Genomic DNA, 25,937 nt, shown 5'->3' on the forward strand with positions numbered 1-25,937 from the left:
GGCGCCCCGGGCGTGCGTCCACTGTCAGTGGCCGGCGCTCTGACCGCCGTCGACGTGGAGGATCTCGCCGGTGACGAAGGGCGCGTTCTCCAGGTACAGGACCGCGTCCACGGCGTCCTGGATCTCACCCATGCGGCCCACCGGGTGCATCGCTCCCAGCGTCTCGTGGTACTCCACCGGGTGCATGGGCGTCCTGATGACACCGAGGGCCACCGCGTTGCTGCGGATCCCGCGGTCCGCGTACTCGATGGCCAAGGCCTTGGTCGCGGACTGCAGGCCGCCCTTGGTCAGCGAGGCCAGCACCGAGGGCAGTTCGGAGCTCGCGTGATCGACCAGGCTGGTGGTGATCTGGACGACGTGCCCGCCGCCCTGGCGCAGCATCTGCTCGATGGCCAGCTGGGTGATGCGGAAGAAGCCGGACACGTTCACGCCGGTGACGCTGTCGTAGTCGGCCTGCGTGTACTCGTGGAAGGGCTTGGAAACGAAGATGCCGGCGTTGTTGACCAGGGCATCGACCCTACCGAAGCGCTTGATCGCGGCATGCACGACGCGCTCGGCGGTGTCGGGGTCGCTGATGTCTCCCTGAACGGTCAGGGCGTGCGGGTCGTCGGAGGGTGCGATGCTGCGCGAGGTGGCCACGACGGCGTAGCCGAGCTTGCGGTAGCCGTCGACCAGGCCGGCGCCGATGCCCTGGGACGCGCCGGTGATGATGGCGACCTTCCGGTCAGGTGTGCTCATGGTGATTCTCCGGGAGTGGTGGCTCGTTCGGCTGCTGCCGCGTGCCATGCACTATAGACGACCGGTCGACAATTTATGCGGGACTGTGGACCCGTAGTCCGAGGGGTCGGCCCACCGGCCTCGCGCCGCCAGTCGGCTGTGCGGGCGAAGCGGTTCCGCCGGGCGGCATGCGCCCTGTAGGTCGGCAGGGCCCGGGCGGAGGATGTGGGCCTCGCCGGAGGGGCGGGTGTCGCGCGCGAGGTGATCCCCGCTCGCGGCGAACAGGCCGGCCGCGGGGTCGTGCGGGGGGTGGTGGCCGGGCAGTCGGCGGCGATCCCGGAAATCGCGACCGGGCCGATCGCGGACCGCTTTCCAGGGGCGTCCCTGGCGGAGGCCGTCCGATTCTGCCCCTCCCGGCGGTGCCGAGTGCCGTGTGCCGTGTCTCACGGCCGACCGGATTGACGCTCACCAGGACGGCGCCTAGTTTCGACATAGACGACCGGTCGGCTACTTGCCGCCGTACCCCATCCGAACGGAGCAGATCCATGGACAGCACCCCCGTCAAGCTCGCCGTCATCTACTACTCGTCCACCGGCACGATCACCGAGATCGCAAAGGAACTTCATGACGCGGGCCTCAAGGCGGGTGCCGAGGTCCGGCTGCTGAAGGTCGCCGAGCTCGCCCCCCAGATCGCCATCGACTCCAACCCCGCCTGGGCCGCCCACCACGCGGCCACCGCGGACGTACCCCAGGCCACCGCCGAGGACGTCGAGTGGGCCGACGCTGTGATCTTCGGTACGCCCACCCGCTTCGGGAACGTCTCCGCCCAGCTCAAGCAGTTCATCGACTCGCTGGGTGGCCTGTGGGCCCAGGGCAAGCTCGCCGACAAGATCTACAGCGGGTTCGTCTCCAGTGCCACGGCTCACGCCGGGCAGGAGGCGACCCTTCTTTCCCTCTACACATCGATCCATCACTTCGGCGGCATCACCGTGACCCCCGGCTTCACGGACCCGCACAAGTTCGTGGACGGCAATCCCTACGGCACCTCCCACGTCGACGGCCAGGGCGCCAATCCCGTGGACGAGGTCACCCGTACCGCCGCCCGGATCCAGACCGAGCGTGTGATCAGGCTCGCCGGCGCGTTCAAGGCAGCCGCCTGAGGGCCCGTGCCCGCGGTGCCGGCGGGTCACCGCGGGTGGGCCGTCCCCCGGCGTCGGCGGGGTGAGGGCACCCCGCCGTCCGGTCCCATCCCGCCTTCCGTCAGCGTGCGGGCCGTACCAGGCCCGCGGGCATCGAAGGATCTACCGACGGGTGACAGTCCTGCTGCCACCCGTCGGGACCGATCCGTGGAGGAAGAGGTCATGAAGGAATACCTGGTGGAGCTGACCACCACTGTGCCTGACGGAACCGAGCCGGCGGAGGTCGACAGGCGACGCGCCGCCGAATCCGTACGGGCCAAGGAACTGGCGACCCGGAAGCGCCTGCTCCGGCTGTGGCGCCCGGTGGGCGAGCCTCGCAGCATCGGGGTGTGGCGTGCAGAGGACGAGACGGATCTGCGGGAGAAGGTTCTGGGCAGTCTGCCCCTGTGGCCCTGGATGACCGCGGTGATCACCCCCCTGGAATCACACCCCAACGACCCGAGCCCGACGTACTGAATCGGGCGACGCGCGGCACCGGCAGAGCGGCCGATTCGCCGCCGAGCACGGTGCCCGGCAGGTGCCGGCGAATCGAGGAGCTACTGATGGAGAACACGCAAGCGCAGCGATCGGCTTTGCGCGGTGTCATGGACCGCTGGAAGGGCGCAGTCGACGCGCACCGGCCCGAAGAAGTGGCCGCATGCTTCACCGAGGACGCGATCTTCCAGGGGCTGCGGCCCTACAGCGTCGGACGTGCGGGGGTTGCCCAGTACTACGCCTCCCAGCCGCTCGGCCTGGTGGCGGAGTACGAGGTGCTGGAGACCCGCGCATTCGCCGAGGACGTCCTGCTCGGATACCTCAGCGTCGACTTCTCCTTCACCGACCGGCCGACGATTCCGGTCACCCTCGGCGTCGTCCTCAGACGTCTCGCGGGTGAGTGGTACATCGGCCACTATCAAGTCGCCTTGCGCGACTGACACGCAGGGGAATGTCCGAACACGATGAGCCGGTGCGCCTCTGTCGACGCACCGGCTCATCGTGCAGCCGGCACCGCCGTTCGGCGGGCGCTGCCGGGCACGATGGCATCGACGAGCTCGTCGCTCTGCGCACCGGGCGTCCGCCCCCGGTACCGCGGACCTCTCGCATCGCACCGGACGCAGCCGCAGCGAAGGCGGTTGCCGTGTCGCGGCCTCCGCCATTTCGACTTTGGGGCCCGCACCTCCGCGCTCGCCGGGAAGGACGCAACGGCGAACCGCGGCCCACGCACGGGTACCTCACCCGTGCTCCCACGATGGTTGCCTGGTACGCCGACTCGCCCACTCCCGGGCCGATGAGAGCGCCACCCTCACCGTGGAAGGCCGGAAACACCCCCGTCAGGTGTGGGCCGGGACCTGGAGATCGGGAACGCCCAGCAGGGCGAGACAGCTCGGCCAGAGCCTGTTCAGTCGGGAGGGGTTGTTGTACAGCTTCGCGAAGAGCACCTGGCCCTCGAGCTGTGCCACGATCGACTGGGCGGCGCCGTGGGTGTCGGTCACGGTCACGTCCTCACGCTCCCGAGCCGCGATGATCACCGCCTCGACCATCTCGACCTGAACCTCGAATATCTCCTGCAGGCGCCCGCGAACGGCATCGGCCTGGTTGCTCATCTCCAGGGAGAGATTCCCGAACATGCACCCGACGACTGCGCCGCAGCTGTCCTGGGCGGCCCGCTGAACCGCTTCCGTCTCCTCGAACAGTTGCCGCAGCCGCTCGAGGGGCTCGGCGTCGCTGTGCAGAACGCGCTCCCAGTCGCGCCGCTCGGCTGCCCAGTGCTCGTCGATCACGGCAAGAGCCAGGGTCTCCTTGGAGTCGAAGAAGTAGTAGAAGCTCCCCTTGGGAACGCCCGCTGCCTTGCAGATCTCGGCGACACCCAGGGCCGAGTAGCCCCGCTGCTCGAAAAGTGCGTGAGCAGCAGAAAGGATCTTGCTCTTGGCGTCGCTGGTCCGTCCCATACCAGAAGTATACGACCGACCAACTATGTCGCGGTGTTTACCTTCGTCACACCTCGGTGATCACGGTGCCGAGTCTGGCGGCGCGTCGCCGGCAGCGTCCTGCTCCGGTGCGGGCAGGCGCCGGGCGGTATGTCCGCCTCGACGAAGCCCAGGTGACCGTCGGTGATGTCGGTGTGGACCTTGACCGAGCAGACGTTGTCGGACACCCACTCGGTGACGCCTTCGACGACGGACACGTGGATGGCTCCGCGTTTCGTCCAGCGAGGGTCGTCGGTGTCTGTCTACGGCAGGGGAAGACCCATCCAAGACTCCTGATGGTGGAAGTGCGCACGACAGCTCGTGCACCGTCTCAATGGGTCGAGGCTCCGCCGACGGACGAACGGCGGCAGGAGGCCGACTCCTCGACGAGGTGGCCGCTCGAGACCCGCTCGGCGCGTCAGCGGCCCCTGCTGCGGGAGGGCTCCGGGGCGTCAGACCGAGGGGGGAGTGGGACGAGACGGGCTGTACTCAGGGGCGGGGCCGGGTGCGCTCCACGACTCGAGCAGGCGGAGTGCCTGTTCAGTCGGTGAGCCCGGCTCGGCGTTGTAGACGTACATGGTCTGTTCCGCGTCCCCGGGTACCGGGAAGGACTCGAAGGCAAAGTGCAGATCACCGACGACGGGGTGGTGGTGAACCCTGGCGCCGTGGGTGCAACGTAGCACCCGGTGGTCGTTCCACCAGGTCGTGAACTCAGATGACCGCAGCATGAGTTCGCCGACCAGATCGGCGAGTTGCCGGTCGTGGGGTCGGCGCCCGGCCTCGAGGCGGAGGATCCCTACTGTTTCGGCGGCGATGCGTTCCCAGTCGCCGACGGTCTGCCGGGCGGCGGGGTCCAGCAGGTAGTAGCGGGCTAGGTTGCGGGCCGGTACCGGCAGGGCGTCGAAGTCGGTGAGGACGGCTCGCGCCAGTCGGTTGGAGGCCAGGACGTCGGTCCGCCGACCCAGGACGTACGCCGGCACGTGCTGAAGTGTTTCCAGCGTTAGATGCAGGCCCGGACGGACTCGCTGCGGGGTGTGGGGAGTGCGGCGGGTGGCGGCGTTCGGCCGGGTCAGCAGATCCCGGAGGTGCTCCGTCTCGGCCGCGTCCAGGTGCAGGGCCCGGCCCAGAGCCTCCAGGACCTCCGGTGAGGGGTTCCCGGCTCGACCTTGTTCGAGTCGTGTGTAGTACTCGGTGCTCACCCCTGCGAGTCGTGCGACCTCCTCGCGGCGCAGGCCCGGAACCCGGCGCGCGCGGCCGTCCTCGGGTACCCCCGCTTTGTCAGGGGTGAGCCGGCTGCGCCGGTTACGCAGGAAGTCTGCGAGCTCGCTTCGGGAGTGCATGCATCCAGTCTGGCGCCCAGTGGGAGCCCGATACTCGACCTGGGTGTCCCTGTCGGTACCAGCCTCGACAGGGTGCGGCACGCGGCCCTGGCAGTGGGTCTGGCGGTGGTGTGCTGGATGAGCGGTCCGGATGAGCGGACCGCACTCCCGAATGTTTCACGGAAGGTGCTTTCTCCATGACCTCGCAGACTTCTGTCGCCCCCCTGGCCGGTCGAGTCGCTGTCGTCACCGGCGCCTCCAGCGGTATCGGCGAGGCGGCCGCCGAGCACCTGGCATCGCTGGGCGCGAAGGTCGCCGTGCTGGCCCGGCGCGAGGACAGGCTTGCCGAACTGGTCTCCCGCATAGAGAAGAACGGCGGCACCGCACTGGCGATCACCACAGACGTGACCGACGTCCAGGCCGTACGTGCCGCCGCCGACCGGGTCAAGAACGACCTGGGTGGCGCGGACCTGCTCTTCAACAACGCGGGGGTCATGCTTCCGGCCCCGATCGAGGAGCTGGCCATCGACCAGTGGCAGAGCCAGATAGACCTGAACATCTCCGGGCTGATGAACGTCATCGGCGCGTTCACCCCGCAGCTGGTCGAGGCGGCCGCCGAGCGCGGAGTGGCCGACCTGATCAACACCTCGTCGAGTGCCGCGCAGAATCTCTACCCGACCTTCGCCGTCTACGCCGGTACCAAGGCGTTCGTCTCGCACCTGTCCAAGCACCTCCGGGTCGAGCTGGGCCCGAAGAACGTGCGGGTTTCGGCGATCGAGCCGGGCATCGTCGGCACAGAACTGCAGAGCCACGTCACTGACCCCGGCGCCGGCGCGTGGCTGGAGGGCTCCAGGGAGACCATCGACTGGCTCCAGTCGGAGGACATCGCGCAGACGGTCGGCTTCATCGCCTCGATGCCGCTGCGGGTCAACCTTCCGCAGGTCTTCATCATGCCGACGGCCCAGCCCAGCTGATCACACCCTGTGCGCCGCCGGCCTCGGCTTGGCCGGCGGCCATCTGGCCGAGACCCCTCGAGACTCAGCCACGTCGCGATCTGTAGCAACTGGCCCCTGCAACCGGACAGCGGAACGTCGTGAGTACGTTCGGCTCAGTCGATGCCGCCAGTAGATCAACTCTTGCCCCGCCCTGCGCTGTTCCTGCAGTCGTGAGCTCATCGGGGCCACGTGGCGAACTGATTCGCGGCCCCAGCCCGAGGGCGGTTCGCAACTCGGGGTGACCGGCAGGTCACGGTACGGATCGGCGACAGCGGCCCACCTCCGGGGGTGCCCCTATGACTTTGGTCAAGGGGCGGTCGAGGTCGGTGGTCGGTAGAAGGTGCCGTCGCGGAGCATCGCGAAGAGCACGTCGGTTCGGCGTCGGGCGAGGCAGAGCATGGCCTGGGTGTTGCGGACCTGCTCTTCAACGACAACGTCATCCTGTCCGCGCCCGTCGAAGACCTGCATGCCGGTCAGGGGCGGCGCCGGATCGACCTGAGCATTGCCGGACTGACGAACGTCATCGACGCCTTCACCCCGCACCTGGTACGGGCCGCCGGTGAGCGCGGCGTGGCCGACCTGATCGGGGTCGGTCGGATTCGGTCCTGTCGGGTGCCCCCTTTGAGGACCCGGACGCTGACGGGGTCGATCGCGCACCATGACCGGTCCAGCTCGCCCCGGGCGCCGAGTTCGTCCAGGACCAGGCGGTGGAGCTTCGCCCACACCCTGGCCTCGGTCCATTCGGTGAACCGCCGAAAGGCGGTGACCCCCGACAGCCCGAAGCCCGGCAGGAGTTGGTTCCAGGCGCAGCCCGAGGGGGCCACGAGGATGATCGCGGACAGCACCTCGCGGTCCTCTCGCCGACGGTGCCCGCCACCTTGCGGGCGAACCGGTGCGGGCGGCACCACCCGCTGGAACAACGTCCATAACTCTTCGGGCGCCATCCGCTCGACAAAGGCGGCGTTCATCACCCCAGGCCGCCGCAGGACCACGCCAACTGAAATGGCGTCTGAGGTGGCTTGCGTCTGCGGCAGGGGTGACTGAGCGCGATAGCTGGCCGAGACCGGCAGTTCTGCTGCTCGGGGGCGCCGGTCTCAAGGATTCTTTGCCGGCACCCGCATGCCCGTCGGCCGCAGTCGTCACGGAGGTGTGCCGGGCCCGGCACCGTCCTTCCGGGCCGTGCGGTAGTCAGGGGGCGAGGCCGTCGAGCAGCAGGATGACGAGCCGTGAAGCAAGATCGCGCTGCTGCTCGTGACCGCTGATGAGAGTGATCCCGCCGAGTGCCATGAGGACATCGTTCGGCTCGGCGTCCGCGCGCACCTGGCCGGCAGCGATCCCGGCCGCAAGGAGGGTTGTCACCGCCTCGCCCAGGGCGTCGCGGGTGTGCCGGCGCAGGCCGTCGCGGGTGGCGAGGATCGTCGGCAGTGCATCGGCCATCCCTCGCTTGGCGAGCATGTAATCCACGAACGCTTCCGCCCACGTGCGCAGCGCGGCCAGGGGCTCGCGATCGGCGAGCAGTTCCTCGGCCGAAGCGCACAGCCGGTCGGTCTCGGTGCGATAGGTGGCTTCGATGAGGTCCTCGCGGGTGGGGAAGCGTCGGTACAGGGTGCCGATCCCCACGCCGGCTTCGGCGGCGATGGCCTTCAGGGAGGCGTCGGCGCCCTGCTGCGCGAAGGTACGGGCAGCGACCTCCAGCAGGCGGTCGTGGTTGGCCTGGGCATCCGCCCGCAGTGAGCGCTGCATCACCCCTCCTTGCAAGCGGAGTCGGCTCCGCTTATCGTCGACGCGTAACCGGACTCGACTCCGCTTACGTCTCCATCGTAGGCGGCCCCTCTGTATCCGCCCACCCACCTCACGGCACGCGGCCGCCGCACACTCCCGGCGCGCGTCCTGCAGAAACAGGGAAGAACCATGGCGCAGCGCATCACCACACCCTTCGGCGCGCAGTCGACCGCGTCCGAGATTGTCACCGGCATCGACCTCTCCGGCCGTCGAGCCGTCGTCACCGGCGCCACCGGAGGCCTCGGCCGCGAGACCGCTCGCGCCCTGGCCTCAGCAGGCGCCGAGGTCACCGTCGCCGGACGCACCCTGCAGACCGCCACGGCCGTCGCGCAGGAGATCACCACAGAGACCGGCAACCACCTGACGCGCGCCGCTCAGCTGGACCTCGCCGCCCCGGCGTCCGTCGCCACCTTCGTCGCCGACTGGACCGGACCGCTGCACATCCTGGTGAACAACGCCGGAATCATGGCCACCCCCGAACTGCGCACTCCCGCCGGCCGGGAACTGCAGTTCGCGACCAACCACCTCGGCCACTTCGCCCTCACCGTCGGCCTCCATGACGCACTCACGGCAGCAGGCGACGCCCGCGTGGTCGTCCTCAGCTCGGTCGGGCACATCAACGGACCCGTCCGCTTCGACGACCCCGACTTCACCAAGGAGCCCTACGACCCATGGCTGGCGTATGCCCAGTCCAAGACCGCGAATGTTCTCTTCGCCGTGGAAGCCGCGAAACGCTGGGCCGCCGACGGCATTGCGGTCAACGCATGCAACCCAGGGCGCATCTGGGGGACCGGCCTCGGCCGCCACATGGACACGCCGCCCGCCTCCTTCGATCCCTCAGGCACCTCCGGCGTCTCCGTCAAGAACATCGCCCAGGGCGCCGCCACCCCTGTCCTGCTGGCAGCGTCTCCCCTGGTCGACGGCCTCACCGGCCGCTACTTCGAGGACTGCCGCGAAGCCGGGCCGCACACTCCCGGAGTACGCCGCGGCGTCGCCGCCCACGCCATCGACCCCGACAGCGCCCGCCGGCTCTGGGACCTTTCAGCGGATGTTCTGCAGGCCTCCGTCTGAATCTCAGCTCGAGTCCGCCCCTGGAGTGGTCGGTCTTGGCGAGGTGAGGATGAACAGGCCGGGTTCGGGTTCGGGGTCGGGTTCGTGAGGATGCCGCGGTTGACCAGGCATTTCAGCTGGGCACGCATGCCTTCGGTGTGCCGCGGATCGGATCGACGACCCCATCGGTCAGCTCCGACGGCATGGCGCGGTCGCCCGCGGCTCACGTCGTCGCAGGATTCGTCCCCACCGGGGCAGCCACCTGACGCTGCCTGTACGACCGGTTCCTGCTCACACGGGCCGGACGCTCTTCTGCGGACCCGTCCGTGCCGGATCCCGGACCGCTGAAACGGATCTTTGCGCGCACAGAGCCGGACGGACTCGAGGTACAGCCGGCCAGGGAGCCGGCGCAGGTGAGGGACGGGCAGGACGAACTAGCCTTCGCCGAACGTGACATGGCGGGTGCACGGCCGGGCCGCCGGGACTTCCTGGCGCCGGCCGGGACTCTTCGAGCGTCCGGATGCTCGAGGCGCGACGGCCGTGATGCCGGTAGCCGACGGAAGTCCCTGCACGCGGCCGGATGCGCGGTGGTACGCCGCGCGCCGTGCAGCCCCCGCCTCGCCCGGGGCCCGCATGTGGCCCCGACCGGGGCCACATGCGGGCGACCTCGTGCACGGTTGGTCGTGGCTCGGTGCCCAGGTGGCTCGTTGAACTGGGCATGGTGGGGGCTGGGGTACGTGAGTTGATCGTGGCGGAGTATCGGGTTACCGGGTTGTCGCCGCAGGTGATCTGTCAACTTGACCCGGCCCTGAAGGGCCGGGTTTGGAGGTAGTGCCCAGCCGGCTGCTGGGTTGGCTCCTCCGTCCGGGCACCCCTATGGGGTGTCCGGGACGCGTGACTCACGCCCCGCGTTCCACACGCTCTCGCCACGGGTGGCGATGTTGTGGGAAGCGTTCCGGTCGGCGTGGGCAACGACCCCGCACCCCCGGCAGATGAAAAGCCCCTGGCCGACACGGTTGCGCCGGTCGACGTGGCCGCACTGGGCACACGTCTGCGACGTGTACGCGGGATCGACGAAGACCACGGGCACCCCGGCCCGCCTGGCCTTGCAGACGATGAAGTCTGCGAGCTGGGCGAACGCCCAGGAATGGAGTGCGACCCGTTGGGGCTTGCGGAGCCGTACCCTCTGCCGGATTCCCTTGAGTGTTTCCAGGGAGATCCCGGCCGAGGTGCGTTCAGCCTCGGTCACGATCGTCTTGGCGATGATGTGGTTGGTGTTCGCGGCGTGCCGCTGTTCGCGGCGGGAGCGCTCCTTCAGCCGGCGCCTGGCGGACTTGGTGCGCTTCTTCTGGAGCTTCGCCCGCAGGGCGAGCTGACGCTTGCGGTAGCGGTTGAGACCACGCCCGGCGGCCGGTAGCCGGCGGAGGCGGTGGCGATGTTGACGATGCCCAGGTCCACGCCGATGAAGCCGCCCGGCTCGTAACGCTCGGCCCCGGGCACCTCACAGGTGGCGATCAGGTAAAAGCTCCCGTCGCGCTCGATCAGGTCGGATTCGCACTGCCGGTGCGCCCGGAGCATCCTGAGCGCGTCCGGGGAGCACACGAACCGCACGTTCTTGACCCGGCCGCCCACGGTCCAGACGGACACGGTCTGCTGGTCGTACTGCCAGCTCAGACACCGGTCGTCATACGACTGCGCGGCCTGCAGCGGGAACCTGACCGGCTTCGACCCGGCCCTGATCCGACGCTTCGACTTCGGCTTGCCGAGATTCCCGGCCCGGATGTTGGCCTTGAGCGTGGTGTACGCATCGCGCACCTTCTTGATGACATGCTGCGCGGCCTGCGCTCCCAGCCCCCGTGCTTTGAGCTCGGCGTAGGTGTGCTTGCGCAGCTCGTACTCACGCGGCACGCCGCGCCCGAACGCCACCTCCGACACCCAGTTCGCAGCCTCGTTGACCGTGTGCAGGGTGCGCTCAAGCGCGGATACCTGCGCGGCATCCGGCATCAGCTTCACCTACGTCACAATCTTCACAGGCCTGATCGTATTGCTCTGTGTCACCACGCTGGGAGCCGAACCCCGATATTCACCGGGGCCGTAGCGTCGTCCACACACCCTCCACGCACACTCCGTCTTCACGCCCAGCTAGATCATGCTGAACTCATCGCTGAAGTAGGGCCGTTGCGGAACGAAAAGCATCAGGCGCGTCTGACGGCCCGGCGGCGGCGGGCTGTAGGAGCCGGGGCGAAGCACAGGTTCGTCTTCGTCCACCGCCTGCTGGCCATACTGGTGAGCCTGCGCCATGGCACCACTCATGACGTGCCGGCCTGTTGGTTCGGCGTGGACCGCTCCACCATCACGCGCGCCATCGGGGAGGTGCGTCCCCTGCTCGCGCAGCGGGGATGCACCGTCGCGCCGGACGTCCGGCTGCGCACGCTCGCCGAAGTCATTGAATATCCGGGCGTCGACAGTTGGACCGGGGTCATCGACGGACGGAGATCCGTGTCCGACGCCCGGCCGCAGGTTGCAAGGGCCGGGACGAATTCGTCTCCGACAAGACCAGGCAAAACGCGGTGAAGTCCATGGTCTTCACGGATGCCGAAGGGCGCGTGCTGTTCTGCAGCCCGGTCCGGCCAGGCAGCTGTGCCGACATCACCCAGGCCCGACAACTGGGACTGGCCCAGCTCCTGGCCGACGGTGCGTTCCTGGAGATCCTCGCGGACGCCAGCTAGCAGGGCGTGGGAGCGCAGACCGGTGGGCGCGTGGTGACACCTCCCTATCGCAAGTTCAAGAAGAACGCTCCCGCCTGGTACGAGGAACGGTACGAACTGCAGCGCAAGGCCCACTCCTCACGGTGCATCCGCGTCGAGCACGGCATCGCACACCTGAAGAACTGGAGGGCTCTCGCCCGCCACCATGGCCGCCGCGAACACATGAGTGACATCGTCCAGGCCGTCGCCGGTCTGCTCTCACACCAGCAGACGGCCACTCTTTCCCGTGGCCTTCCAGCGTGAACGTCGTCAGCTTCACCACCCCGGATGTGCCACGACCAACCGTGCACGAGGTCGTTACTCGATGCCGGCGAAGCGGGCGGGTCGCGGGCAGGAGCCCGGCTTCGGTTACGACTGTGGTGTGCGAGTGGTATGCAAAGTCTTTCAGTCCTTGAAAGTGTGGTTGGCCTGCCTGTTGGCATGCGCGATGAGATCGTGGCTGAAAAGACTTGCAGAAAGTTGCGTGAGTATCCGTGCGAGGCTGAGGATTTGGGACATGACACATCACACGACACGCATGTCGCGTCCCCTTGCCCTCGCCGCCATGAGCGCGGCGGGTCTCTTGACAACCCTGGCCACCGCCCCGTCCGCAGCGGCGGCCACCGGATCGCCGACTCCGGAGTGCGTGGAGTACTTCCAGAGCTGGCGCTACACCGACGTCCACAACCGCTGCGGCGATACCGTCTCCGTCACGGTCGAGTACACGAACGGCCAGTGGGCTCCGTGCCGCGTCATCGAGCCCGACGGCTGGGCGACCTTCTCCGGCTACGGAACGAACGGTAACTACGTCACGGGGCTGCGGACGTGCGACCCCGCCCTCGTCACCGCCGAGGGCGCCTGAGCGGGCCCGCTCAGGGCAGGAGCCCGAGCTGTCGACGGTCGGCCGATTCCCCAGGCCAAACGCCAAGTAATTCCCCATCAGCCCGACTCGTCGGTCAGCTGGCGGCAGGCGCGCCGTGGTGGAGCTCAACCGCCTTGATATCCGGTCGACGGGCCTGTCCTTGCAGCCCTACTCTCGCGCGGTGACGAACGATGTGGAGACTGGCGAGGACTTCCGTGCAGTGCTGCGGCGCCTCAGCAGCCGCTTCGAGGGCTTCGGCGCAGAGGCCCCAGAGATCGACGACATCCTGCTCCGCTGGGCCAGCGCCCTCCCTGACCAGGCTCCGGAGCCCGGCTGGCCAGGCCTGGCCGACCAATTGCTCGGTGCGCTGGACGCCCCGTCGGCAGGACTGGCCGAGCTCGCGCCCCTTGGAGACGAGCCGCCGGTCACCTCTCCCGGCGAGCTGCGTGCCCTACTGCTGGCGCTGGCAGCCGACTTCGCCCGGAACCGCGCCTGGACGGAAGACAGGCTGGCCCGGGGGCTGTGGGCCGGTGACGGCGGTGGCTGGGCGAGCGGCTCGATGGCCCAATTCCTGGAGTCTTGGGAGGCGTGGCTTGGGGCCGTGCTCGGCAGGCCGCCAGCGTTCCCGGGCGTTCCGCCGATAGAACCGGTGACCTGGGCCTCTGTGGCTTGGCAGCTCGGCGCGGCCCGCGTATACGAGTGAGGCCGCCGAGCCGGTCTGATCGGTACCGCTGGCCGGCCTGATCAGGCCGGCTCGGTGGGACGGGCCACCTGTCGCTGGGATTCCGAGGTCGCTTGTCCGGCCGGTAGCCGGGGCCGTTCATGATGACCTGGTGGCTGGTGTTGATCAGCCGGTCCAGCAGTGACTCGGCGGGGACGGGGTTGGGGAAGAGCGGATTCCAGTCGCTGGGTGCTCGGTTGCTGGTGGTGATCAGGGACCGGCCTTGCCGCTCACCGACCAGTTCGTAGAGGTCGTCGGCCTGGGCGGCGGTGAGCTGGCGCATCGCGCAGTCGTCGAGGATGAGGACGTCGGGGCGGATCAGCTCGCGCATCCGCTTCTCCCAGGTGCGGTCCGCGTGGCCGCTGGCCAGCTCGGCCAGGACTCGGCTGGTCTTCGCGAACCGGACGTTGGCGCCCTGACGGATGGCCAGGTGGCCGAGGGCCTGGGCGATGTGCGTCTTTCCGACCCCGACCGGGCCGAAGGGGACGACCGACTCGCCGGCGTGGAGCCAGCGCAGGGCGGCCAGGTCGCGGATCTGGGCGGCGGGCAGCTTGGAGGAGGCGGTGAAGTTGAACTCCTCCAGGGTGACCTGCTGCTCGAACTTCGCCTTCTGCAAGCGCCGTTGCCCGCATGTCCGTCATCGTGGGGTGTCGCCTTCTGACGGGGGTACGACTCGGCAGGGAACACACCAGCGGCGTGAGCGACCGTACGTGGTCACGGCGTTGATCTTCGTTTCCTCATGCTGTTGTCAAGCCGGCGGAGTGCGTTTCATGTGCCGGGTGCGTATGAGGTCATGTGCTCACTCGGCGTCATCGACTCCGGCCATGTCGTACTCGTCGATGTCGAGCTCGGCGCCGGTGGCGCTGAGGAAGTCCAGGACCTTGCGGTCCAGATGCCAACCGAAGAGGTCGGGGGCATTCGATGTGCCTGGTTGGGCTTGGTCGGTGTCGTTGAAATAACGCACTATTTGGAGCACTGCTCCGCCACCGTTGCGGGCCAGATGCCTGGTCAGGTCGCAGATGCGGTCCATGCGGGGCTGGAGCCTGTCGAGAATGCGGGTGATCTGTTCATCGACACGCAGATCCGGCTCCCGGCAGACAACGATCCACGAGTGGTCGACCGGAACCACCGTCGGTTCGGTGAACCGGCTGCCGCGAACAGCCACCTCGTCAGGAGTAATGCCCAGCTGGGAGGTCATGTCGGCTGCCGAGGTGTGCTGGCTGAAGAGCGCGAAATAGGCGTACTGGCGAAGTGGCACCCGTGGAGGTTATCCGCGCGGGTGACGGGCCGTCCGTGATTATGCGTGCCCAACGGTCGGGCGACCTCGATGGCCGGAGGTGTGACTTCGTAGCACCGTCGCTCACGGATCAGGGCAGATGACGTTGACGCGTCGGCGGCCGGTAGGGGACCACCCCAGCAGGCGCGGGGGCCACCGTCCCGCTGTGCGTACTGCCTAGCCCTGTTCGGGACCACCCTCGCGGGCGCGAGACCGCTTGCCGCCGGTCTCCCCGCGATGGCCATCCCCTTTTCAGGTCCTGTTGTTGGCGCACGGTCCTGTCTCCCCACTCGCGTGCGGATCAACGTCCTTGGCCCTCAGGCCGCTTCGCTCGTTGTTGCCGCACTGGTCGTGGGCGTCTTGTTCGTCGTGCTGCGGGTCCGGTCACGTGCTCTCCCCGCGGGCAGTGGACGCTTGGGTCCGTTGTCACGACGGCGTGGCGCGATGTTGAACACCGTCACGCCGGTGACGATGAGGGCGAGGGCGGCGCTCACACCGGGGGTGATGCGTTCGCCGAAGAGGGGGACGGCGAGGAGGGCTGTCAGAGCGGGGCTGATCGCGCCGGCTGTTGCGGCGAGGGTGCTGCCGAGGGCCCGCACCGCGTGGGCGTAGCACAGGGCCGAGAGCAGTCCTGTCCCGATGCCCTGGAGGCCGGTGAAGAGCACAACGTCGGAGATGTCGGCGGTGCCGGTCATGAGATGTGAGGGCATGGCGGCAAAGGCGGCGAGCAGGGCGGCTGTGGTCGCGGCGGGTGTGCACACGGCGAGCACGACGCCGGTGAGGCCGAGCTGCGTCTGGCGCAGACCGATCGTGTAGACGGCCCAGGCGCACCCGGCGGTGAGGAGAACGCCGATGCCCGCGGTGGTCGTGGTGGACGTCGTCTGCATCGCAGTCGCTGCGATACCCGTGGTGATCGCGGCCAGGGCGATCAGGCGCCTGGAGGAGATCCGTTCCCGCCACCGGAGATACAGGATCACCGTGACGAAGAGGGGGACCATGCCGGGGATGAGGAGACCGATGAGCGCGGCTGAGGTCAGGTGTCCGCCGAGTTCGGAGAGGAGGAAATGCGGCAGTCCGCCGATGCCGAGCATGAGCAGGACACCGATCCGTTCGCCACGCAGCGCGCGGACGGTACGCGGCAGCCACGGCGCCAGGATGACGGCGGGTGTCGCGAAGCGGAGAAACGCCACGTCGATCGGGGTGAGGCTGGACGAGCTGATCCCCCTGACCGTCAGGGCGAACGAGGACCACAGAACAACCGCGGCCGCGAGAGCGGCCCCTCCCATGAGCCTTGCACGCATCTGATTGGCCACGGCCAACTCCTTCCATCCCGGCTCGACAGCGAGCAATTTTAGGAAGGTGGGAGTAGCAGGCGATTGCGCATCATGCCGCCCGGTGGGCCGTCTGTGGCAGAATCTGCCACGTGGTGACCTTGGATGACATCGACCGGCACATCCTGCTCGAACTCCAGCGAGACGGCAGGCTCACCAATCAGGAGCTGGCGGATCGCGTGGGTCTCTCGCCGTCACCGTGCCTGCGGCGTGTGCGGCTCTTGCAGGAGAGCGGCGTGATCAGTGGCTATGCGGCGATGCTCTCCCAGGACGCGCTCGGGCTGTCGATCACCGCCTTCGTGCGGATGACGCTCCTGGCCCATACCTCGCAGGTCGTCGACGCCGTCGAAGACAGGCTCCGCTCGATTCCCGAGGTGGTCGAGGCGTACCTGTTGGCCGGTGATGACGACTACCTCGTCAAGATCGTCATCGATTCCTTCGCCGCGTACGAGGACCTCGTACGGCGAGAGCTGCGGACCCTGCCGTCACTGTCCTCGATCAAGACGACATTCGCCTTCGCGGTCACCAAACCGCCCTCGCCACTCCCCATCCCCTGAGCCGCGCACCCTCACCGGCGTGACCACGGTGACCACCGGCTCGGGGGTCGGCGCATCAGGTGCACGCCGACACGCGGTGGCGCCGTACACGCCGGAGCACGCCGCGGCGATCTGCCAGGTTCCCGCCGACGTCATCCGGCAGCCTGCTCGTGTGACCGGTACTGGTCAGCGCCTTGCCTAGACCGTCCTGCAGGGGGTGTACCAGTCGCACCGAGCCACCGCCGCGGCCGTCCAGGTCAATAACGTCAATCTGCTGCGCGGCATGATCGGCCGCCCCGGCCGCCCCGGCTGCACCGTCTTCCAGACGAACGGCCAGCCCGCCGCCGAGAACACGCGCGAAACCGGAGCGAACGGCTCCTTGACGGGTTTCCGCAACTGGCAGAACGACGTTCACGTGGCTGAGATCGCCGAAGCGTGGAACGTGGACGTGCTTCAGATCCCGCACCGGTCACCGCCCACCCATGCGATGGAGACGACGGCCGGAACCCTTCGGCCTGCCGTGTCCGCGGGCACGGACTGCTGGCGGCAGGCTGTGCATTGCGGCTGCGGGCCCTGTCGCGGCGGGAGTGGGCAGGCGGCTGCCGCCCGTCGAGGAGGGCCTCTCTTCCGAGTCGCGGGGCGCTTTGTCCGGGGTCGGGTATCGCTTCGCGGCGTGCCGTCGGATGGGTGGTTGGTGCTGTTGGTGGAGTCCGGGACAAGGCGTTCTGGCCGGTGGCAGGCACATCATGGTTGCAGGACGAGGAGGCGGTCATGCCGGTGTGGCGCTTGCGGGATTTCCATGATGACGACCTGGACCAGGCGATCCGGTTGTGGGACCAGGGCCGGCAGGCTGATCTGTCTTTGGCCGTGTTCCCGGTCTCCGAGGTCGTGGCGGCCGCCCGTGCGGGCCAGGCGGCCGTGGTCGCGGTGGTGGAGGGAGAGCTGGTCGGGATGGTCGTGGCCCGCGCTGAGGGCGAGCGCGGCTGGATCTTGATCACGGCTCTGTCCGGTGCGTGGCGCAACCGCGGACTGGGCAGTGCGTTGATCGCCCAGGTCGAGCAGCGGCTGCGCGAGCGCGGAGTGCGCCGGGTCAGCGCGATCCTCACTCCCGGTTCGACCGGGACCGCTGCACTGGAGAACTCCGGCTACCGCCGCCTGGACTCTCTGGTCTACTACGAGAAGCTGGAGCACGCCGGGGCGCAGGATGCGGGACTGCTGGCCCAGCTCGGCGGCCGGGTCCTGCCACGCGGCCTGTGGGAGCAGCTGGCGGGCATGTTCGAGGCCAAGGACACCATCGACAAGCGCATCGTCTTGCCGCTCGCCGAGCCGGAGGTCGCCGAGCGCTACGGGGTCCGTCCCCCGAAAGCCGTCATCCTGTTCGGGCCGCCCGGCACCGGAAAGACCACCTTCGCCAAGGCGATCGCCTCCCGCCTGGGCTGGCCGTTCGTGGAACTCTTCCCCTCACGTCTGGCCGCCGACTCCGACGCAGGACTGGCCGCCTCGCTGCGCGACGCGTTCGCGGACCTGGCCGAGCTGGACAGCGTCCTGTTGTTCATCGACGAGGTCGAGGAGATCGCGGCTGCCCGCTCCGGCCACGCCGTCGACCCCGGACACGGCGTCACCAACGAGCTCCTCAAACTCATCCCCGCGTTCCGCGACCACGACGACCGGCTGCTCGTCTGCGCCACCAATTCCCTGCGCACCCTGGACCCGGCATTCCTGCGCCCCGGCAGGTTCGACTACATCATCCCGGTCGGCCCGCCCGATGCCGCCGCCCGCGAGGCGATCTGGCGCCGCTACCTCGGCCCCACCGCCCCGCTGATCGAGATCGACCAGTTGGTCACCGCCAGCGAGATGTTCACTCCCGCCGACATCGAATACGCCGCGCGCAAGGGCGCCCAACACGCCTTCGAACACGAGATCAGCCACCGGACCGGGAGCCCGGCCGCCACCGACGACTTCCTCGCAGCGATCGCCGACACCCGTCCCACCCTCACAGAGCAGGCCCTGGACGACTTCCACGAGGACATCGAGCACCACACCCGGACCTGACGCCCACCCGACCCCCCTCGCCGTCCCCTCTCCGCGCCTGCGGCGTCGCCATCGGCCGGCGCTGGGCCGACCGATGCCGCGCGGACAGCAGCTGTGGCCTCGGCATCCGCCCGGACGCCAGCGCTACTACGCCGCCCCGCACCATCCCGACGACCGCGCCGGTCCGCGGTCACTGCCGGCGGGAGGCGTCCAGAGCGCTCATGGCGTCCTCCTGCGCGGCGATCCAGCAGGACCGGGCGGTACAGGGGGCAGCGGGCCGGCCGTGACCGGCTGCGCAGCTGGGCCGAACACGGCATCTGTCTGCAGGACGTGTGGCCGTGCTGCGCCACGGCCGACGCCTGGCCGACATGGCAGGCGGCAACGACCTCTTCGAGCCCACCGTCCGCCGTCGGCGCGACGAGCTGATCGCCCTGCTCGCCGTGCAGGCCCCGCGCCTGGACCGTGCCATGAGGAAGGTCGCCAGAAGGGGTGGGGAAGTGGTCCTGATCGAGGTCGACCACCTGTCCGGTGTGACTATTTGTCGCCCGATCGGCGGCTCGTGCGAGTTCGGTCCTGTCCGGGGCTTGTGGTTCCTGTGCCATCTGCGATGTCAGTGGTGACTGTGATGCTGGCGGCGTGATCCCTTGGAACCTGCTCGATCTCGACAGAGCCCTGCGTGCCAGTTGGGCCGCCGACACGTGCTCGCCCGATGACCAGGCCGACTGGCAACCCGGCAACCCGGCCTGGGGGCACTGTGACATCACGGCCTTGGTCGTCAACGACGTCTTCGGCGGGGATCTCATAGTCGGTGAGGTGCGCCTCGACGGGACCCAGCACGGATTCCACTGGTGGAACCGGCTGCCCAGCGGTGTTGAACTCGACCTGACGCGCGAGCAGTTCCAGCTCGGACAGACCGTCACGGCTGCCCGTCTCGTCGAGCGCCCGCCGGGTCCTCTGCCGCGGCGCTGGGAGGCGTACCTCCTTCTGCGTGAGCGCGTCATCAAGCAACTCGGTCATCTTCCGGAGCCCGTCTGATGGAGGGCCGGCGCTCGTAGTCCACGTACGGCAGATCCCCAGGCTTCCCGTGCGGGGGTCATGCACCACTGGCCGAGCGGTAGGCCGCCGCTGCCGCACCTGCGGGCGAAGCGCCGGCACCCGGAGCAGGGGCCGACCAGAGCGCTGGGGCAGGCGAAGGCGGAGGGGATGGGTCGCTAAACGGTGAGGGAGTGGCAGCGGTGATCACCGGTGTGGGTCCCGGTCCTGGCGATGGGCATATCACCGTGGACGCAGCATGAGAACCGGACGGTACGGACGCTCGGCCAGTTCGTCGCGGCGAGTGGAGAGAGCGGAGCCGGGCGACTGGCCGGGACGCGAGGTCCTCTCCAACCGCTTTCCGGACCAGGACTGGGTGGAACTCACCCACACCACCCGTAACGCGGTCGTCCTCGACGACTGGACCCTCGGGCGAGTCCAGCCGGACCTGCACCTTCGGCCACCCGGACCCTCCAGCCTGACCGTCACTGATCACCGGGGCCCGCCGACCTGACGGTCGGCGGGCCCCACTCATGTGTAGGCCAGCTTTCTCACAACCGCTGAACCAGAGCGGCCCGCCACTGCGGCGACGGGTCCGAGCCCAACTCGCTCCAGTACTCCCGGCCGGCCGCGACCTTTCCCTCGCGTACCGTCCAGAACGATGCCACCCGATGCACGCCCATCGTCTCGTGCGGAACCTCGACCTCGGAGACCACCTGGTCGCCGTCGGCGACAACCCGCAGTACCCGGATCGACCACCCCTCCGGATACTCCGCGTTGATGCGCACGTAGTTCGCCCGCCCTGCGATCCGCTCGCCGCTGACGGGCCACTCCATCACCAAGTCCTCGGCCAGCAAGTCACGCAACCGGGCCCAGTCCCGGGCCTGCATGCGCTCCCACAATGCATGAATGATCTCCGAAGGGTCCATGGCCGCATCCTGACAGCCCCTACCGACAAGCGCCCATACAACGCTCAAGCCAGGGCCTGCTCGTCACTTCCCGCATCTGCGGCCGGTCGGCAGCCTGCGGTCGCCCCAGAGGCCGCCGAAGTCGACGCCGTCCTTGAACACCAGCCAGGCGGCGCAGACGACTTCGGCGCGTGCCTCTGCGACGAGGACGATGGTGCTCTCTGGGGCGTTCTCGATCCGGGCGGCCAGGTCGCTGGCGAGCCAACTCCAGTCCTCGCCCCGGACGGTGCTCTCCATGGCGGCGATGCGCTGGAGGTCTGATCCGGCGGTGACACGGCGCAGGGTCACGCCATCGGGCAGGACAGGGTCGGCGGCAAGGTCCGTGGCCTGCCCGATGAGCACGGTCTCGCTGTCCTCGGCGACGAAGCCAGCCCCTTCCACCCGGACCACAAGGCCGACGGGCGCCGCAGCCTCGCCCGGACCGACTACCGCGACCTGCTCGTCGCGGCCCACCGGAAGCTGGGGAAGCCCATGGTGCTGGTGTGCGACCGTCGCTCACGCGCCTCCATCGCACGCCCTGCGGGCCGGCCGGGAATCGCAGCGCGGGGCCCGGCGTTCAATTGCGCAGATCGTGATGAAGAGGGGCATCGGGCGGGTGCGGACCTGCTCGACCGTCCGCTCTGCGTCACGTCGGTGACGAGGGGCTGCCCGTTCGTCGGCCGGTTGCCGGCGGCACGCCGGGCGTGCACGCAAGGTGACCGGTGGCCGGGCGGTCCCGTCCGGAGTCCTGCTGCATACGTGGCGCAGCTCACGACAAGCACCCCTTGCTCCGCATAATGAAATCGTTTTCAATCCTTTGAACGATCGATGTAATCGATTACAAAGCCTCTACAAGGAAGTGGGCGGCGATGGTGAGCATCAAGGATGTGGCCGCCGTGGCAGGCGTCTCCGCCGCCACGGTCTCCCGTGTCCTCAACGACCATCCGTCGGTCAGCACGGCCACCCGTACGCGTGTGCTGTCCGCCGTGGAAGATCTGGGCTACCGCCCGAACGCCGTCGCCCGATCCCTGCGCACGGACCAGACCCGGACCCTGGGCCTGGTCATCAGCGACGTGCTGAACCCGTACTTCACCGAACTGGCCCGCTCCGTGGAGGGCGCGGCCCGCGCGCTCGGCTACAGCGTCATCATCGGCAACGCCGACGAGCAGCCCGAGCTCCAGGACCATCACATGCGGACCCTGCTCGACCGCCGTGTCGACGGACTGCTGATCTCACCCACCGACGGCTGCTCCTCGATCATGCGGGACGCCGCGGAGGCGGGCACGCCCCTGGTGTTCGTGGACCGGTGGATCGAGGGCATGGACGTACCGGTGGTGCGCTCCGACGGCCGCGCCGCCGTGCACGACCTCGTCGCGCACCTGCACGCGCTCGGCCACCGCAGGCTCGCGATCATCGCCGGACCCGCCGCGACCACCACAGGACGCGAGCGCATCGGGGCGTTCCGGGAGGCACTGGCCGCCTACGGCCTGAGCCTGCCCGACGCCTACATCGGACAGGGTGACTTCCAGGCCGCCAGCGGTCGCCGGGTCACCGAGGGCTTCCTCGACCTGCCCGAGCCGCCGGAGGTCGTCTTCGCCACCGACAACCTGATGGCGCTCGGCGCGCTGGACGCGGTACGGGCCCATGGACTGAGCGTTCCGGACGACATCGCGCTCGTCGCGTTCGACGACATCCCGTGGTTCGTGCACACCGACCCGCCGATCACCGCGATCGCCCAGCCCACGGGCGAGCTGGGCCGCGCCGCCGTGCGCGCGCTGGTCGACCGCATCGAGGGACGCACCCCCCGGTCCGTCACCCTCCCCGCCCGTCTCGTCGTACGCCGCTCGTGCGGCAATCCCCCCGCAACGCAAAGGAGTCAGTCGTGAGCGATTCGGACGAGTTGCTGCGCATCGAGGGCATACGCAAGTCCTTCCCCGGCGTGGTCGCCCTCGACGGCGTCGACTTCGACCTGCGCAGGGGCGAGGTGCATGTCCTGCTCGGCGAGAACGGCGCCGGCAAGAGCACCCTCATCAAGACGCTGTCGGGCGCGCACACCCCCGACGCCGGACGCATCCTCGTGGGCGGCGAAGAGGTCCGTATCCACGGTGCGCAGGACGCCGAACGACTCGGGATCGCCACGATCTACCAGGAGTTCAACCTCGTCCCCGACCTGACGGTCGCCGAGAACATCTTCCTGGGCCGTCAGCCGCGCCGCTTCGGGATGATCGACCGCAGGGCCATGGAGGCCGAGGCCGCCGCCCTGCTCGAACGGGTGGGCGTGCAGGTGTCGCCCCGCGCGCGGGTGCGCGAACTGGGCATCGCCCGCCTTCAGATGGTGGAGATCGCGAAGGCGCTCAGCCTTGACGCGCGCGTGCTCATCATGGACGAGCCGACCGCCGTGCTCACCTCCGAGGAGGTCGACAAGCTCTTCGCGATCGTGCGCAGCCTGCGCGAGGACGGCGTGGGCGTCGTGTTCATCACCCACCACCTCGACGAGATCGCCGCACTGGGCGACCGCGTCACGGTGATCCGGGACGGCCGGAGCGTCGGCCAGGTCCCCGCGAGCACCCCCGAGGAGGAGCTCGTACGGCTGATGGTGGGCCGCTCCATCGAGCAGCAGTACCCGCGTGAACGCGGTGACACCGGAACGGCCTTGCTCACCGTCGAGGGGCTGACCCGCGACGGCGTCTTCCACGACATCGGCTTCCAGGTGCACGCCGGAGAGGTCGTCGGCATTGCCGGCCTGGTCGGCGCGGGCCGTACCGAGGTGGCGCGGGCCGTGTTCGGCGCGGACCCCTACGACCGGGGGACCGTGCACGTCTCCGGCCGCGCGCTGCGCCGGCACGACGTGAACGCGGCCCTCGCGGCCGGGATCGGGCTCGTGCCCGAGGACCGCAAGGGCCAGGGCCTGGTGCTGGACGCGTCGGTGGAGGAGAACCTCGGCCTGGTCACCATGCGTTCCGCCACCCGCGCGGGCCTCGTCGACCGCAGGGGCCAGCACGAGTCGGCCGCGCGGATCGCCGGGCAGCTGGGCGTGCGGATGGCCGGACTCGGCCAGCACGTACGGACGTTGTCGGGCGGCAACCAGCAGAAGGTCGTCATCGGCAAGTGGCTGCTCGCCGACACCAAGGTGCTGATCCTCGACGAGCCGACCCGCGGCATCGACGTCGGCGCCAAGGTCGAGATCTACCAGCTCATCAACGAACTGACGGCCGCGGGCGCCGCCGTCCTGATGATCTCCAGCGACCTGCCCGAGGTGCTCGGCATGAGCGACCGGGTGCTGGTGATGGCCCAGGGACGCATCGCCGGAGAACTCCACGCCGACGAGGCCACCCAGGACGCCGTGATGGCACTCGCCGTCAGCAGCCCTGCCCCCGGCTCCGCCGCTCCTTCCACCACGACCACATCGACTTCCACGATCGAAACGGAGGCCCGCCATGGCCACTGACACGCTCAAGGGCAAGGCGGGCGCCGGCGGCGCCACGAGCGGCCTGCGCCGCGTCCTGCTCGACAACGGCGCGCTCACCGCGCTCATCGTCCTGGTCATCGCCCTGTCGGCGCTGTCGGGCGACTTCCTCACGACCGACAACCTGCTCAACGTCGGCGTCCAGGCGGCCGTGACGGCGATCCTCGCCTTCGGCGCCACCTTCGTGATCGTCTCGGCGGGCATCGACCTGTCGGTCGGCTCGGTGGCCGCGCTGTCGGCGACCGTGATCGCCTGGGCCGCCACCAGCCACGGCGTACCGGTCTTCGTCGCCGTGCTGATGGGCATCGCCACCGGCGTCGTCGCCGGCCTGGTCAACGGCTTCCTCATCGCCTACGGCAAGTTGCCGTCGTTCATCGCGACCCTCGCGATGCTGTCGGTGGCCCGCGGCCTGTCGCTGGTCATCTCCGGCGGCGTGCCCATCCCGTTCCCCTCGTCCGTCTCCCACCTCGGTGACACCGTCGGCGACTGGCTGCCCGTCCCGGTGCTGGTCATGGTGGTGATGGGGCTGATAGCCGCCGTCGTGCTCGGCCGTACCTACATCGGCCGCTCCATGTACGCCATCGGCGGCAACGAGGAGGCCGCGCGCCTGTCGGGTCTGCGGGTGAACCGGCAGAAGCTCGCCATCTACGCCCTGTCCGGCCTGTTCGCCGCGGCCGCGGGCATCGTCCTGGCCTCCCGGCTGTCCTCCGCGCAGCCGCAGGCCGCCAACGGCTACGAACTCGACGCGATCGCCGCGGTCGTCATCGGCGGCGCCTCCCTGGCGGGCGGCACCGGCAAGGCGTCCGGCACCCTGATCGGCGCGCTGATCCTCGCCGTGCTGCGCAACGGCCTCAACCTCCTGTCGGTGTCCGCGTTCTGGCAGCAGGTCGTCATCGGCGTCGTCATCGCGCTCGCCGTCCTCCTCGACACCGTGCGCCGCAAGGCCGGCGCCACCCCCGTCGCGGGCGGCCCGGGCGGCAGCAAGGGCAAGCAGGCGGGAACGTACGCCCTTGCGGCGGTGGCCACCGTCGCACTGGTGGGTGCCACCTCCTTCCTGCACAACGGCTCCTCCGGCAGCACCCAGAAGGTCGGCCTGTCCCTGTCCACCCTGAACAACCCCTTCTTCGTGCAGATCCGCTCCGGCGCCCAGGCCGAGGCGAAGGCGCTGGGCGTGAAGCTGACCGTGACGGACGCGCAGAACGACGCCTCGCAGCAGGCCAACCAGCTGCAGAACTTCACCAGTTCCGGCTTCAGCGCGATCATCGTCAACCCGGTGGACTCCGACGCCGCGAGCAACTCGGTCAAGGCCGCCGACAAGGCGAAGATCCCGGTCATCGCCGTCGACCGCGGGGTCAACAAGGCCTCCGTCGACACACTCGTCGCCTCCGACAACGTCGCGGGCGGTGAACTCTCCGCCAAGACGCTCGCCGAGAAGCTCGGCGGCAAGGGCAAGATCGTCATCCTCCAGGGCCAGGCGGGCACCTCGGCCGCCCGTGAGCGCGCGGCCGGCTTCGCCAAGGGCCTGAAGGCCTACCCCGGCATCACCGTCGTCGCGCAGCAGCCGGCCGACTTCGACCGCACCAAGGGCCTCGACGTGATGTCCAACCTCCTCCAGGCCCACCCCGACGTCCAGGGCGTCATCGCGGCCAACGACGAGATGGCGCTCGGCGCGATCAAGGCCCTCGGCTCCAAGGCCGGCACCTCCGTCCAGGTCATGGGCTTCGACGGCACTCCTGACGGTCTGAACGCCGTGAAGAGCGGCACGCTCTACGCGTCCGTCGCCCAGCAGCCCAGCCAGCTCGGCCGGATCGCGGTGGACAACGCGCTCAAGGCCGTGCAGGGCAAGAAGGTGGCCGACACGGTCAAGGTGCCGGTGAAGGTGGTCACGAAGCAGAACGTGGCCGGCTTCCACGGCTGACATCGAAACTCGAGCCGGGCGCTGAGGGGCACCGCAAGGCGGTGCCCCTCGCGCCTCGGCAG

Annotated in this window: 29 protein-coding genes and 4 pseudogenes; 19 read left to right on the forward strand and 14 right to left on the reverse strand. The window is 69.1% G+C overall.

Annotated elements, in window-relative coordinates:
- Positions 1-24: 24 nt before the first annotated feature.
- Positions 25-738 (reverse strand): SDR family NAD(P)-dependent oxidoreductase, encoded by a 714-nt coding sequence (locus tag ACZ60B_RS23950; protein WP_469390112.1) that lies wholly within the window; start codon positions 736-738, stop codon positions 25-27.
- Positions 739-1,262: 524 nt separating this feature from the next.
- Here ACZ60B_RS23950 and wrbA point away from each other — a divergent pair.
- From wrbA to ACZ60B_RS23965, 3 genes are all read left to right on the forward strand, one after another.
- Positions 1,263-1,877 carry an NAD(P)H:quinone oxidoreductase gene (wrbA, locus tag ACZ60B_RS23955; RefSeq protein ID WP_469390114.1) on the forward strand — a complete coding sequence of 205 codons (615 nt, stop codon included), beginning with the start codon at positions 1,263-1,265 and terminating at the stop codon, positions 1,875-1,877.
- Between the two features lie 201 nt (positions 1,878-2,078).
- Positions 2,079-2,372 (forward strand): muconolactone Delta-isomerase family protein, encoded by a 294-nt coding sequence (locus ACZ60B_RS23960; RefSeq protein ID WP_469390116.1) that lies wholly within the window; start codon positions 2,079-2,081, stop codon positions 2,370-2,372.
- An 86-nt stretch (positions 2,373-2,458) separates the two neighbouring features.
- On the forward strand, positions 2,459-2,830 hold the full coding sequence (locus tag ACZ60B_RS23965; RefSeq protein ID WP_469390118.1) for a YybH family protein: 372 nt from the start codon (positions 2,459-2,461) through the stop codon (positions 2,828-2,830).
- 396 nt (positions 2,831-3,226) lie between these two features.
- On the opposite strand, the gene ACZ60B_RS23970 is transcribed toward ACZ60B_RS23965, so the two are convergent.
- The 3 genes from ACZ60B_RS23970 to ACZ60B_RS23980 all read right to left on the reverse strand — a co-directional run bounded on the left by ACZ60B_RS23970 (position 3,227) and on the right by ACZ60B_RS23980 (position 5,202).
- The gene (locus tag ACZ60B_RS23970) at positions 3,227-3,844 is read right to left on the reverse strand and encodes a TetR/AcrR family transcriptional regulator (RefSeq protein WP_469390120.1); all 618 of its coding nucleotides are present in this window, start codon (positions 3,842-3,844) and stop codon (positions 3,227-3,229) included.
- 23 nt (positions 3,845-3,867) lie between these two features.
- Positions 3,868-4,080: a hypothetical protein gene (locus tag ACZ60B_RS23975; RefSeq protein WP_469390122.1), complete on the reverse strand. Its 213-nt coding sequence runs from the start codon at positions 4,078-4,080 to the stop codon at positions 3,868-3,870.
- A 234-nt stretch (positions 4,081-4,314) separates the two neighbouring features.
- A complete protein-coding gene (locus tag ACZ60B_RS23980; RefSeq protein WP_469390124.1) occupies positions 4,315-5,202 on the reverse strand; it encodes a helix-turn-helix domain-containing protein in 888 nt (295 codons plus the stop codon).
- A gap of 176 nt (positions 5,203-5,378) precedes the next feature.
- Between ACZ60B_RS23980 and ACZ60B_RS23985 the strand changes: the two genes are divergently transcribed.
- Positions 5,379-6,155 carry an SDR family oxidoreductase gene (locus ACZ60B_RS23985; protein WP_469390126.1) on the forward strand — a complete coding sequence of 259 codons (777 nt, stop codon included), beginning with the start codon at positions 5,379-5,381 and terminating at the stop codon, positions 6,153-6,155.
- 327 nt (positions 6,156-6,482) lie between these two features.
- Here the strand turns inward: ACZ60B_RS23985 and ACZ60B_RS23990 are convergent, their stop codons facing one another.
- The 3 genes and pseudogenes from ACZ60B_RS23990 to ACZ60B_RS24000 form a co-directional block, all read right to left on the reverse strand.
- A complete protein-coding gene (locus ACZ60B_RS23990; protein ID WP_469390217.1) occupies positions 6,483-6,644 on the reverse strand; it encodes a hypothetical protein in 162 nt (53 codons plus the stop codon).
- A gap of 105 nt (positions 6,645-6,749) precedes the next feature.
- A pseudogene (locus ACZ60B_RS23995) lies at positions 6,750-7,144 on the reverse strand (transposase); the annotation flags it as partial.
- A 220-nt stretch (positions 7,145-7,364) separates the two neighbouring features.
- Complete coding sequence (locus tag ACZ60B_RS24000; RefSeq protein ID WP_469390128.1) at positions 7,365-7,919, reverse strand: TetR/AcrR family transcriptional regulator; 555 nt, start codon at positions 7,917-7,919, stop codon at positions 7,365-7,367.
- Between the two features lie 168 nt (positions 7,920-8,087).
- On the opposite strand from ACZ60B_RS24000, the gene ACZ60B_RS24005 reads away from it, so the two are divergent.
- Positions 8,088-9,029, forward strand: coding sequence for an SDR family NAD(P)-dependent oxidoreductase (locus ACZ60B_RS24005; RefSeq protein ID WP_469390130.1), 942 nt, complete (start codon positions 8,088-8,090; stop codon positions 9,027-9,029).
- A gap of 853 nt (positions 9,030-9,882) precedes the next feature.
- On the opposite strand, the pseudogene ACZ60B_RS24010 reads toward ACZ60B_RS24005, so the two are convergent.
- Positions 9,883-11,012, reverse strand: a pseudogene (locus tag ACZ60B_RS24010) (RNA-guided endonuclease InsQ/TnpB family protein).
- A 138-nt stretch (positions 11,013-11,150) separates the two neighbouring features.
- A complete protein-coding gene (locus tag ACZ60B_RS24015) occupies positions 11,151-11,309 on the reverse strand; it encodes a hypothetical protein (protein ID WP_469390220.1) in 159 nt (52 codons plus the stop codon).
- Between the two features lie 15 nt (positions 11,310-11,324).
- On the opposite strand from ACZ60B_RS24015, the gene ACZ60B_RS24020 reads away from it, so the two are divergent.
- The 5 genes from ACZ60B_RS24020 to ACZ60B_RS24040 all read left to right on the forward strand — a co-directional run bounded on the left by ACZ60B_RS24020 (position 11,325) and on the right by ACZ60B_RS24040 (position 13,320).
- On the forward strand, positions 11,325-11,582 hold the full coding sequence (locus ACZ60B_RS24020; RefSeq protein ID WP_469390215.1) for a helix-turn-helix domain-containing protein: 258 nt from the start codon (positions 11,325-11,327) through the stop codon (positions 11,580-11,582).
- Positions 11,477-11,737, forward strand: a complete 261-nt coding sequence (locus ACZ60B_RS24025) for a transposase family protein (protein WP_469390132.1) — start codon at positions 11,477-11,479, stop codon at positions 11,735-11,737. Before ACZ60B_RS24020 ends, ACZ60B_RS24025 begins: the two co-directional genes overlap by 106 nt.
- A 33-nt stretch (positions 11,738-11,770) precedes the next feature.
- Positions 11,771-12,019 carry a transposase gene (locus tag ACZ60B_RS24030; RefSeq protein ID WP_469390134.1) on the forward strand — a complete coding sequence of 83 codons (249 nt, stop codon included), beginning with the start codon at positions 11,771-11,773 and terminating at the stop codon, positions 12,017-12,019.
- 274 nt (positions 12,020-12,293) lie between these two features.
- Positions 12,294-12,617 carry an alpha-amylase gene (locus ACZ60B_RS24035; RefSeq protein WP_469390136.1) on the forward strand — a complete coding sequence of 108 codons (324 nt, stop codon included), beginning with the start codon at positions 12,294-12,296 and terminating at the stop codon, positions 12,615-12,617.
- A 115-nt stretch (positions 12,618-12,732) separates the two neighbouring features.
- A complete protein-coding gene (locus ACZ60B_RS24040; RefSeq protein WP_469390138.1) occupies positions 12,733-13,320 on the forward strand; it encodes a hypothetical protein in 588 nt (195 codons plus the stop codon).
- A 67-nt stretch (positions 13,321-13,387) separates the two neighbouring features.
- Here ACZ60B_RS24040 and ACZ60B_RS24045 read toward each other — a convergent pair.
- The 3 genes and pseudogenes from ACZ60B_RS24045 to ACZ60B_RS24055 all read right to left on the reverse strand — a co-directional run.
- Positions 13,388-13,963 (reverse strand): annotated as a pseudogene (locus tag ACZ60B_RS24045) (ATP-binding protein); the annotation flags it as partial.
- Positions 13,964-14,137: 174 nt separating this feature from the next.
- Positions 14,138-14,596 carry a DUF4279 domain-containing protein gene (locus ACZ60B_RS24050; protein WP_469390140.1) on the reverse strand — a complete coding sequence of 153 codons (459 nt, stop codon included), beginning with the start codon at positions 14,594-14,596 and terminating at the stop codon, positions 14,138-14,140.
- A gap of 335 nt (positions 14,597-14,931) precedes the next feature.
- Positions 14,932-15,927 carry a DMT family transporter gene (locus ACZ60B_RS24055; RefSeq protein ID WP_469390142.1) on the reverse strand — a complete coding sequence of 332 codons (996 nt, stop codon included), beginning with the start codon at positions 15,925-15,927 and terminating at the stop codon, positions 14,932-14,934.
- Positions 15,928-16,037: 110 nt separating this feature from the next.
- On the opposite strand from ACZ60B_RS24055, the gene ACZ60B_RS24060 reads away from it, so the two are divergent.
- The 6 genes and pseudogenes from ACZ60B_RS24060 (at position 16,038) to ACZ60B_RS24085 (ending at position 20,058) form a co-directional block, all read left to right on the forward strand.
- Positions 16,038-16,502 (forward strand): Lrp/AsnC family transcriptional regulator, encoded by a 465-nt coding sequence (locus ACZ60B_RS24060; RefSeq protein ID WP_469390144.1) that lies wholly within the window; start codon positions 16,038-16,040, stop codon positions 16,500-16,502.
- Positions 16,503-16,575: 73 nt separating this feature from the next.
- Positions 16,576-17,019, forward strand: a pseudogene (locus tag ACZ60B_RS24065) (nitrate reductase); the annotation flags it as partial.
- Positions 17,020-17,252: 233 nt separating this feature from the next.
- Positions 17,253-18,533, forward strand: coding sequence for an ATP-binding protein (locus ACZ60B_RS24070; RefSeq protein ID WP_469390146.1), 1,281 nt, complete (start codon positions 17,253-17,255; stop codon positions 18,531-18,533).
- A gap of 311 nt (positions 18,534-18,844) precedes the next feature.
- The gene (locus ACZ60B_RS24075; protein WP_469390147.1) at positions 18,845-19,132 is read left to right on the forward strand and encodes a hypothetical protein; all 288 of its coding nucleotides are present in this window, start codon (positions 18,845-18,847) and stop codon (positions 19,130-19,132) included.
- Between the two features lie 16 nt (positions 19,133-19,148).
- The gene (locus ACZ60B_RS24080; protein ID WP_469390149.1) at positions 19,149-19,547 is read left to right on the forward strand and encodes a YunG family protein; all 399 of its coding nucleotides are present in this window, start codon (positions 19,149-19,151) and stop codon (positions 19,545-19,547) included.
- A 301-nt stretch (positions 19,548-19,848) separates the two neighbouring features.
- Positions 19,849-20,058: a hypothetical protein gene (locus tag ACZ60B_RS24085; protein WP_469390151.1), complete on the forward strand. Its 210-nt coding sequence runs from the start codon at positions 19,849-19,851 to the stop codon at positions 20,056-20,058.
- A 37-nt stretch (positions 20,059-20,095) separates the two neighbouring features.
- On the opposite strand, the gene ACZ60B_RS24090 is transcribed toward ACZ60B_RS24085, so the two are convergent.
- Both ACZ60B_RS24090 and ACZ60B_RS24095 read right to left on the reverse strand, forming a co-directional pair.
- Complete coding sequence (locus tag ACZ60B_RS24090) at positions 20,096-20,473, reverse strand: nuclear transport factor 2 family protein (protein WP_469390152.1); 378 nt, start codon at positions 20,471-20,473, stop codon at positions 20,096-20,098.
- Between the two features lie 63 nt (positions 20,474-20,536).
- The gene (locus ACZ60B_RS24095; RefSeq protein WP_469390153.1) at positions 20,537-20,893 is read right to left on the reverse strand and encodes a hypothetical protein; all 357 of its coding nucleotides are present in this window, start codon (positions 20,891-20,893) and stop codon (positions 20,537-20,539) included.
- Between the two features lie 467 nt (positions 20,894-21,360).
- Between ACZ60B_RS24095 and ACZ60B_RS24100 the strand changes: the two genes are divergently transcribed.
- Genes ACZ60B_RS24100 through ACZ60B_RS24110 form a run of 3 tightly spaced genes read left to right on the forward strand, consistent with a single transcriptional unit; the run spans position 21,361 to position 25,875 of the window.
- Positions 21,361-22,377: a LacI family DNA-binding transcriptional regulator gene (locus ACZ60B_RS24100; RefSeq protein WP_469390155.1), complete on the forward strand. Its 1,017-nt coding sequence runs from the start codon at positions 21,361-21,363 to the stop codon at positions 22,375-22,377.
- Positions 22,374-23,939, forward strand: coding sequence for a sugar ABC transporter ATP-binding protein (locus ACZ60B_RS24105; protein ID WP_469390157.1), 1,566 nt, complete (start codon positions 22,374-22,376; stop codon positions 23,937-23,939). The genes ACZ60B_RS24100 and ACZ60B_RS24105 overlap by 4 nt, the downstream gene beginning before the upstream one ends.
- Positions 23,929-25,875, forward strand: coding sequence for an ABC transporter permease/substrate-binding protein (locus ACZ60B_RS24110; RefSeq protein ID WP_469390159.1), 1,947 nt, complete (start codon positions 23,929-23,931; stop codon positions 25,873-25,875). The genes ACZ60B_RS24105 and ACZ60B_RS24110 overlap by 11 nt, the downstream gene beginning before the upstream one ends.
- Positions 25,876-25,937: the final 62 nt, after the last annotated feature.

This window comes from Streptomyces sp. NPDC104096, from assembly GCF_055584385.1.

Excerpts from the sequence above, each read along its gene's own strand:
- ACZ60B_RS23950 (WP_469390112.1), bottom strand. The coding sequence starts at position 738 with ATGAGCACACCTGACCGGAAGGTCGCCATCATCACCGGCGCGTCCCAG.
- wrbA (WP_469390114.1), top strand. The coding sequence starts at position 1,263 with ATGGACAGCACCCCCGTCAAGCTCGCCGTCATCTACTACTCGTCCACC.
- ACZ60B_RS23960 (WP_469390116.1), top strand. The coding sequence starts at position 2,079 with ATGAAGGAATACCTGGTGGAGCTGACCACCACTGTGCCTGACGGAACC.
- ACZ60B_RS23965 (WP_469390118.1), top strand. The coding sequence starts at position 2,459 with ATGGAGAACACGCAAGCGCAGCGATCGGCTTTGCGCGGTGTCATGGAC.
- ACZ60B_RS23970 (WP_469390120.1), bottom strand. The coding sequence starts at position 3,844 with ATGGGACGGACCAGCGACGCCAAGAGCAAGATCCTTTCTGCTGCTCAC.
- ACZ60B_RS23980 (WP_469390124.1), bottom strand. The coding sequence starts at position 5,202 with ATGCACTCCCGAAGCGAGCTCGCAGACTTCCTGCGTAACCGGCGCAGC.
- ACZ60B_RS23985 (WP_469390126.1), top strand. The coding sequence starts at position 5,379 with ATGACCTCGCAGACTTCTGTCGCCCCCCTGGCCGGTCGAGTCGCTGTC.
- ACZ60B_RS23990 (WP_469390217.1), bottom strand. The coding sequence starts at position 6,644 with ATGCAGGTCTTCGACGGGCGCGGACAGGATGACGTTGTCGTTGAAGAG.
- ACZ60B_RS24000 (WP_469390128.1), bottom strand. The coding sequence starts at position 7,919 with ATGCAGCGCTCACTGCGGGCGGATGCCCAGGCCAACCACGACCGCCTG.
- ACZ60B_RS24005 (WP_469390130.1), top strand. The coding sequence starts at position 8,088 with ATGGCGCAGCGCATCACCACACCCTTCGGCGCGCAGTCGACCGCGTCC.
- ACZ60B_RS24015 (WP_469390220.1), bottom strand. The coding sequence starts at position 11,309 with ATGGCGCAGGCTCACCAGTATGGCCAGCAGGCGGTGGACGAAGACGAA.
- ACZ60B_RS24035 (WP_469390136.1), top strand. The coding sequence starts at position 12,294 with ATGTCGCGTCCCCTTGCCCTCGCCGCCATGAGCGCGGCGGGTCTCTTG.
- ACZ60B_RS24070 (WP_469390146.1), top strand. The coding sequence starts at position 17,253 with ATGCCGGTGTGGCGCTTGCGGGATTTCCATGATGACGACCTGGACCAG.
- ACZ60B_RS24090 (WP_469390152.1), bottom strand. The coding sequence starts at position 20,473 with ATGGACCCTTCGGAGATCATTCATGCATTGTGGGAGCGCATGCAGGCC.
- ACZ60B_RS24100 (WP_469390155.1), top strand. The coding sequence starts at position 21,361 with ATGGTGAGCATCAAGGATGTGGCCGCCGTGGCAGGCGTCTCCGCCGCC.
- ACZ60B_RS24110 (WP_469390159.1), top strand. The coding sequence starts at position 23,929 with ATGGCCACTGACACGCTCAAGGGCAAGGCGGGCGCCGGCGGCGCCACG.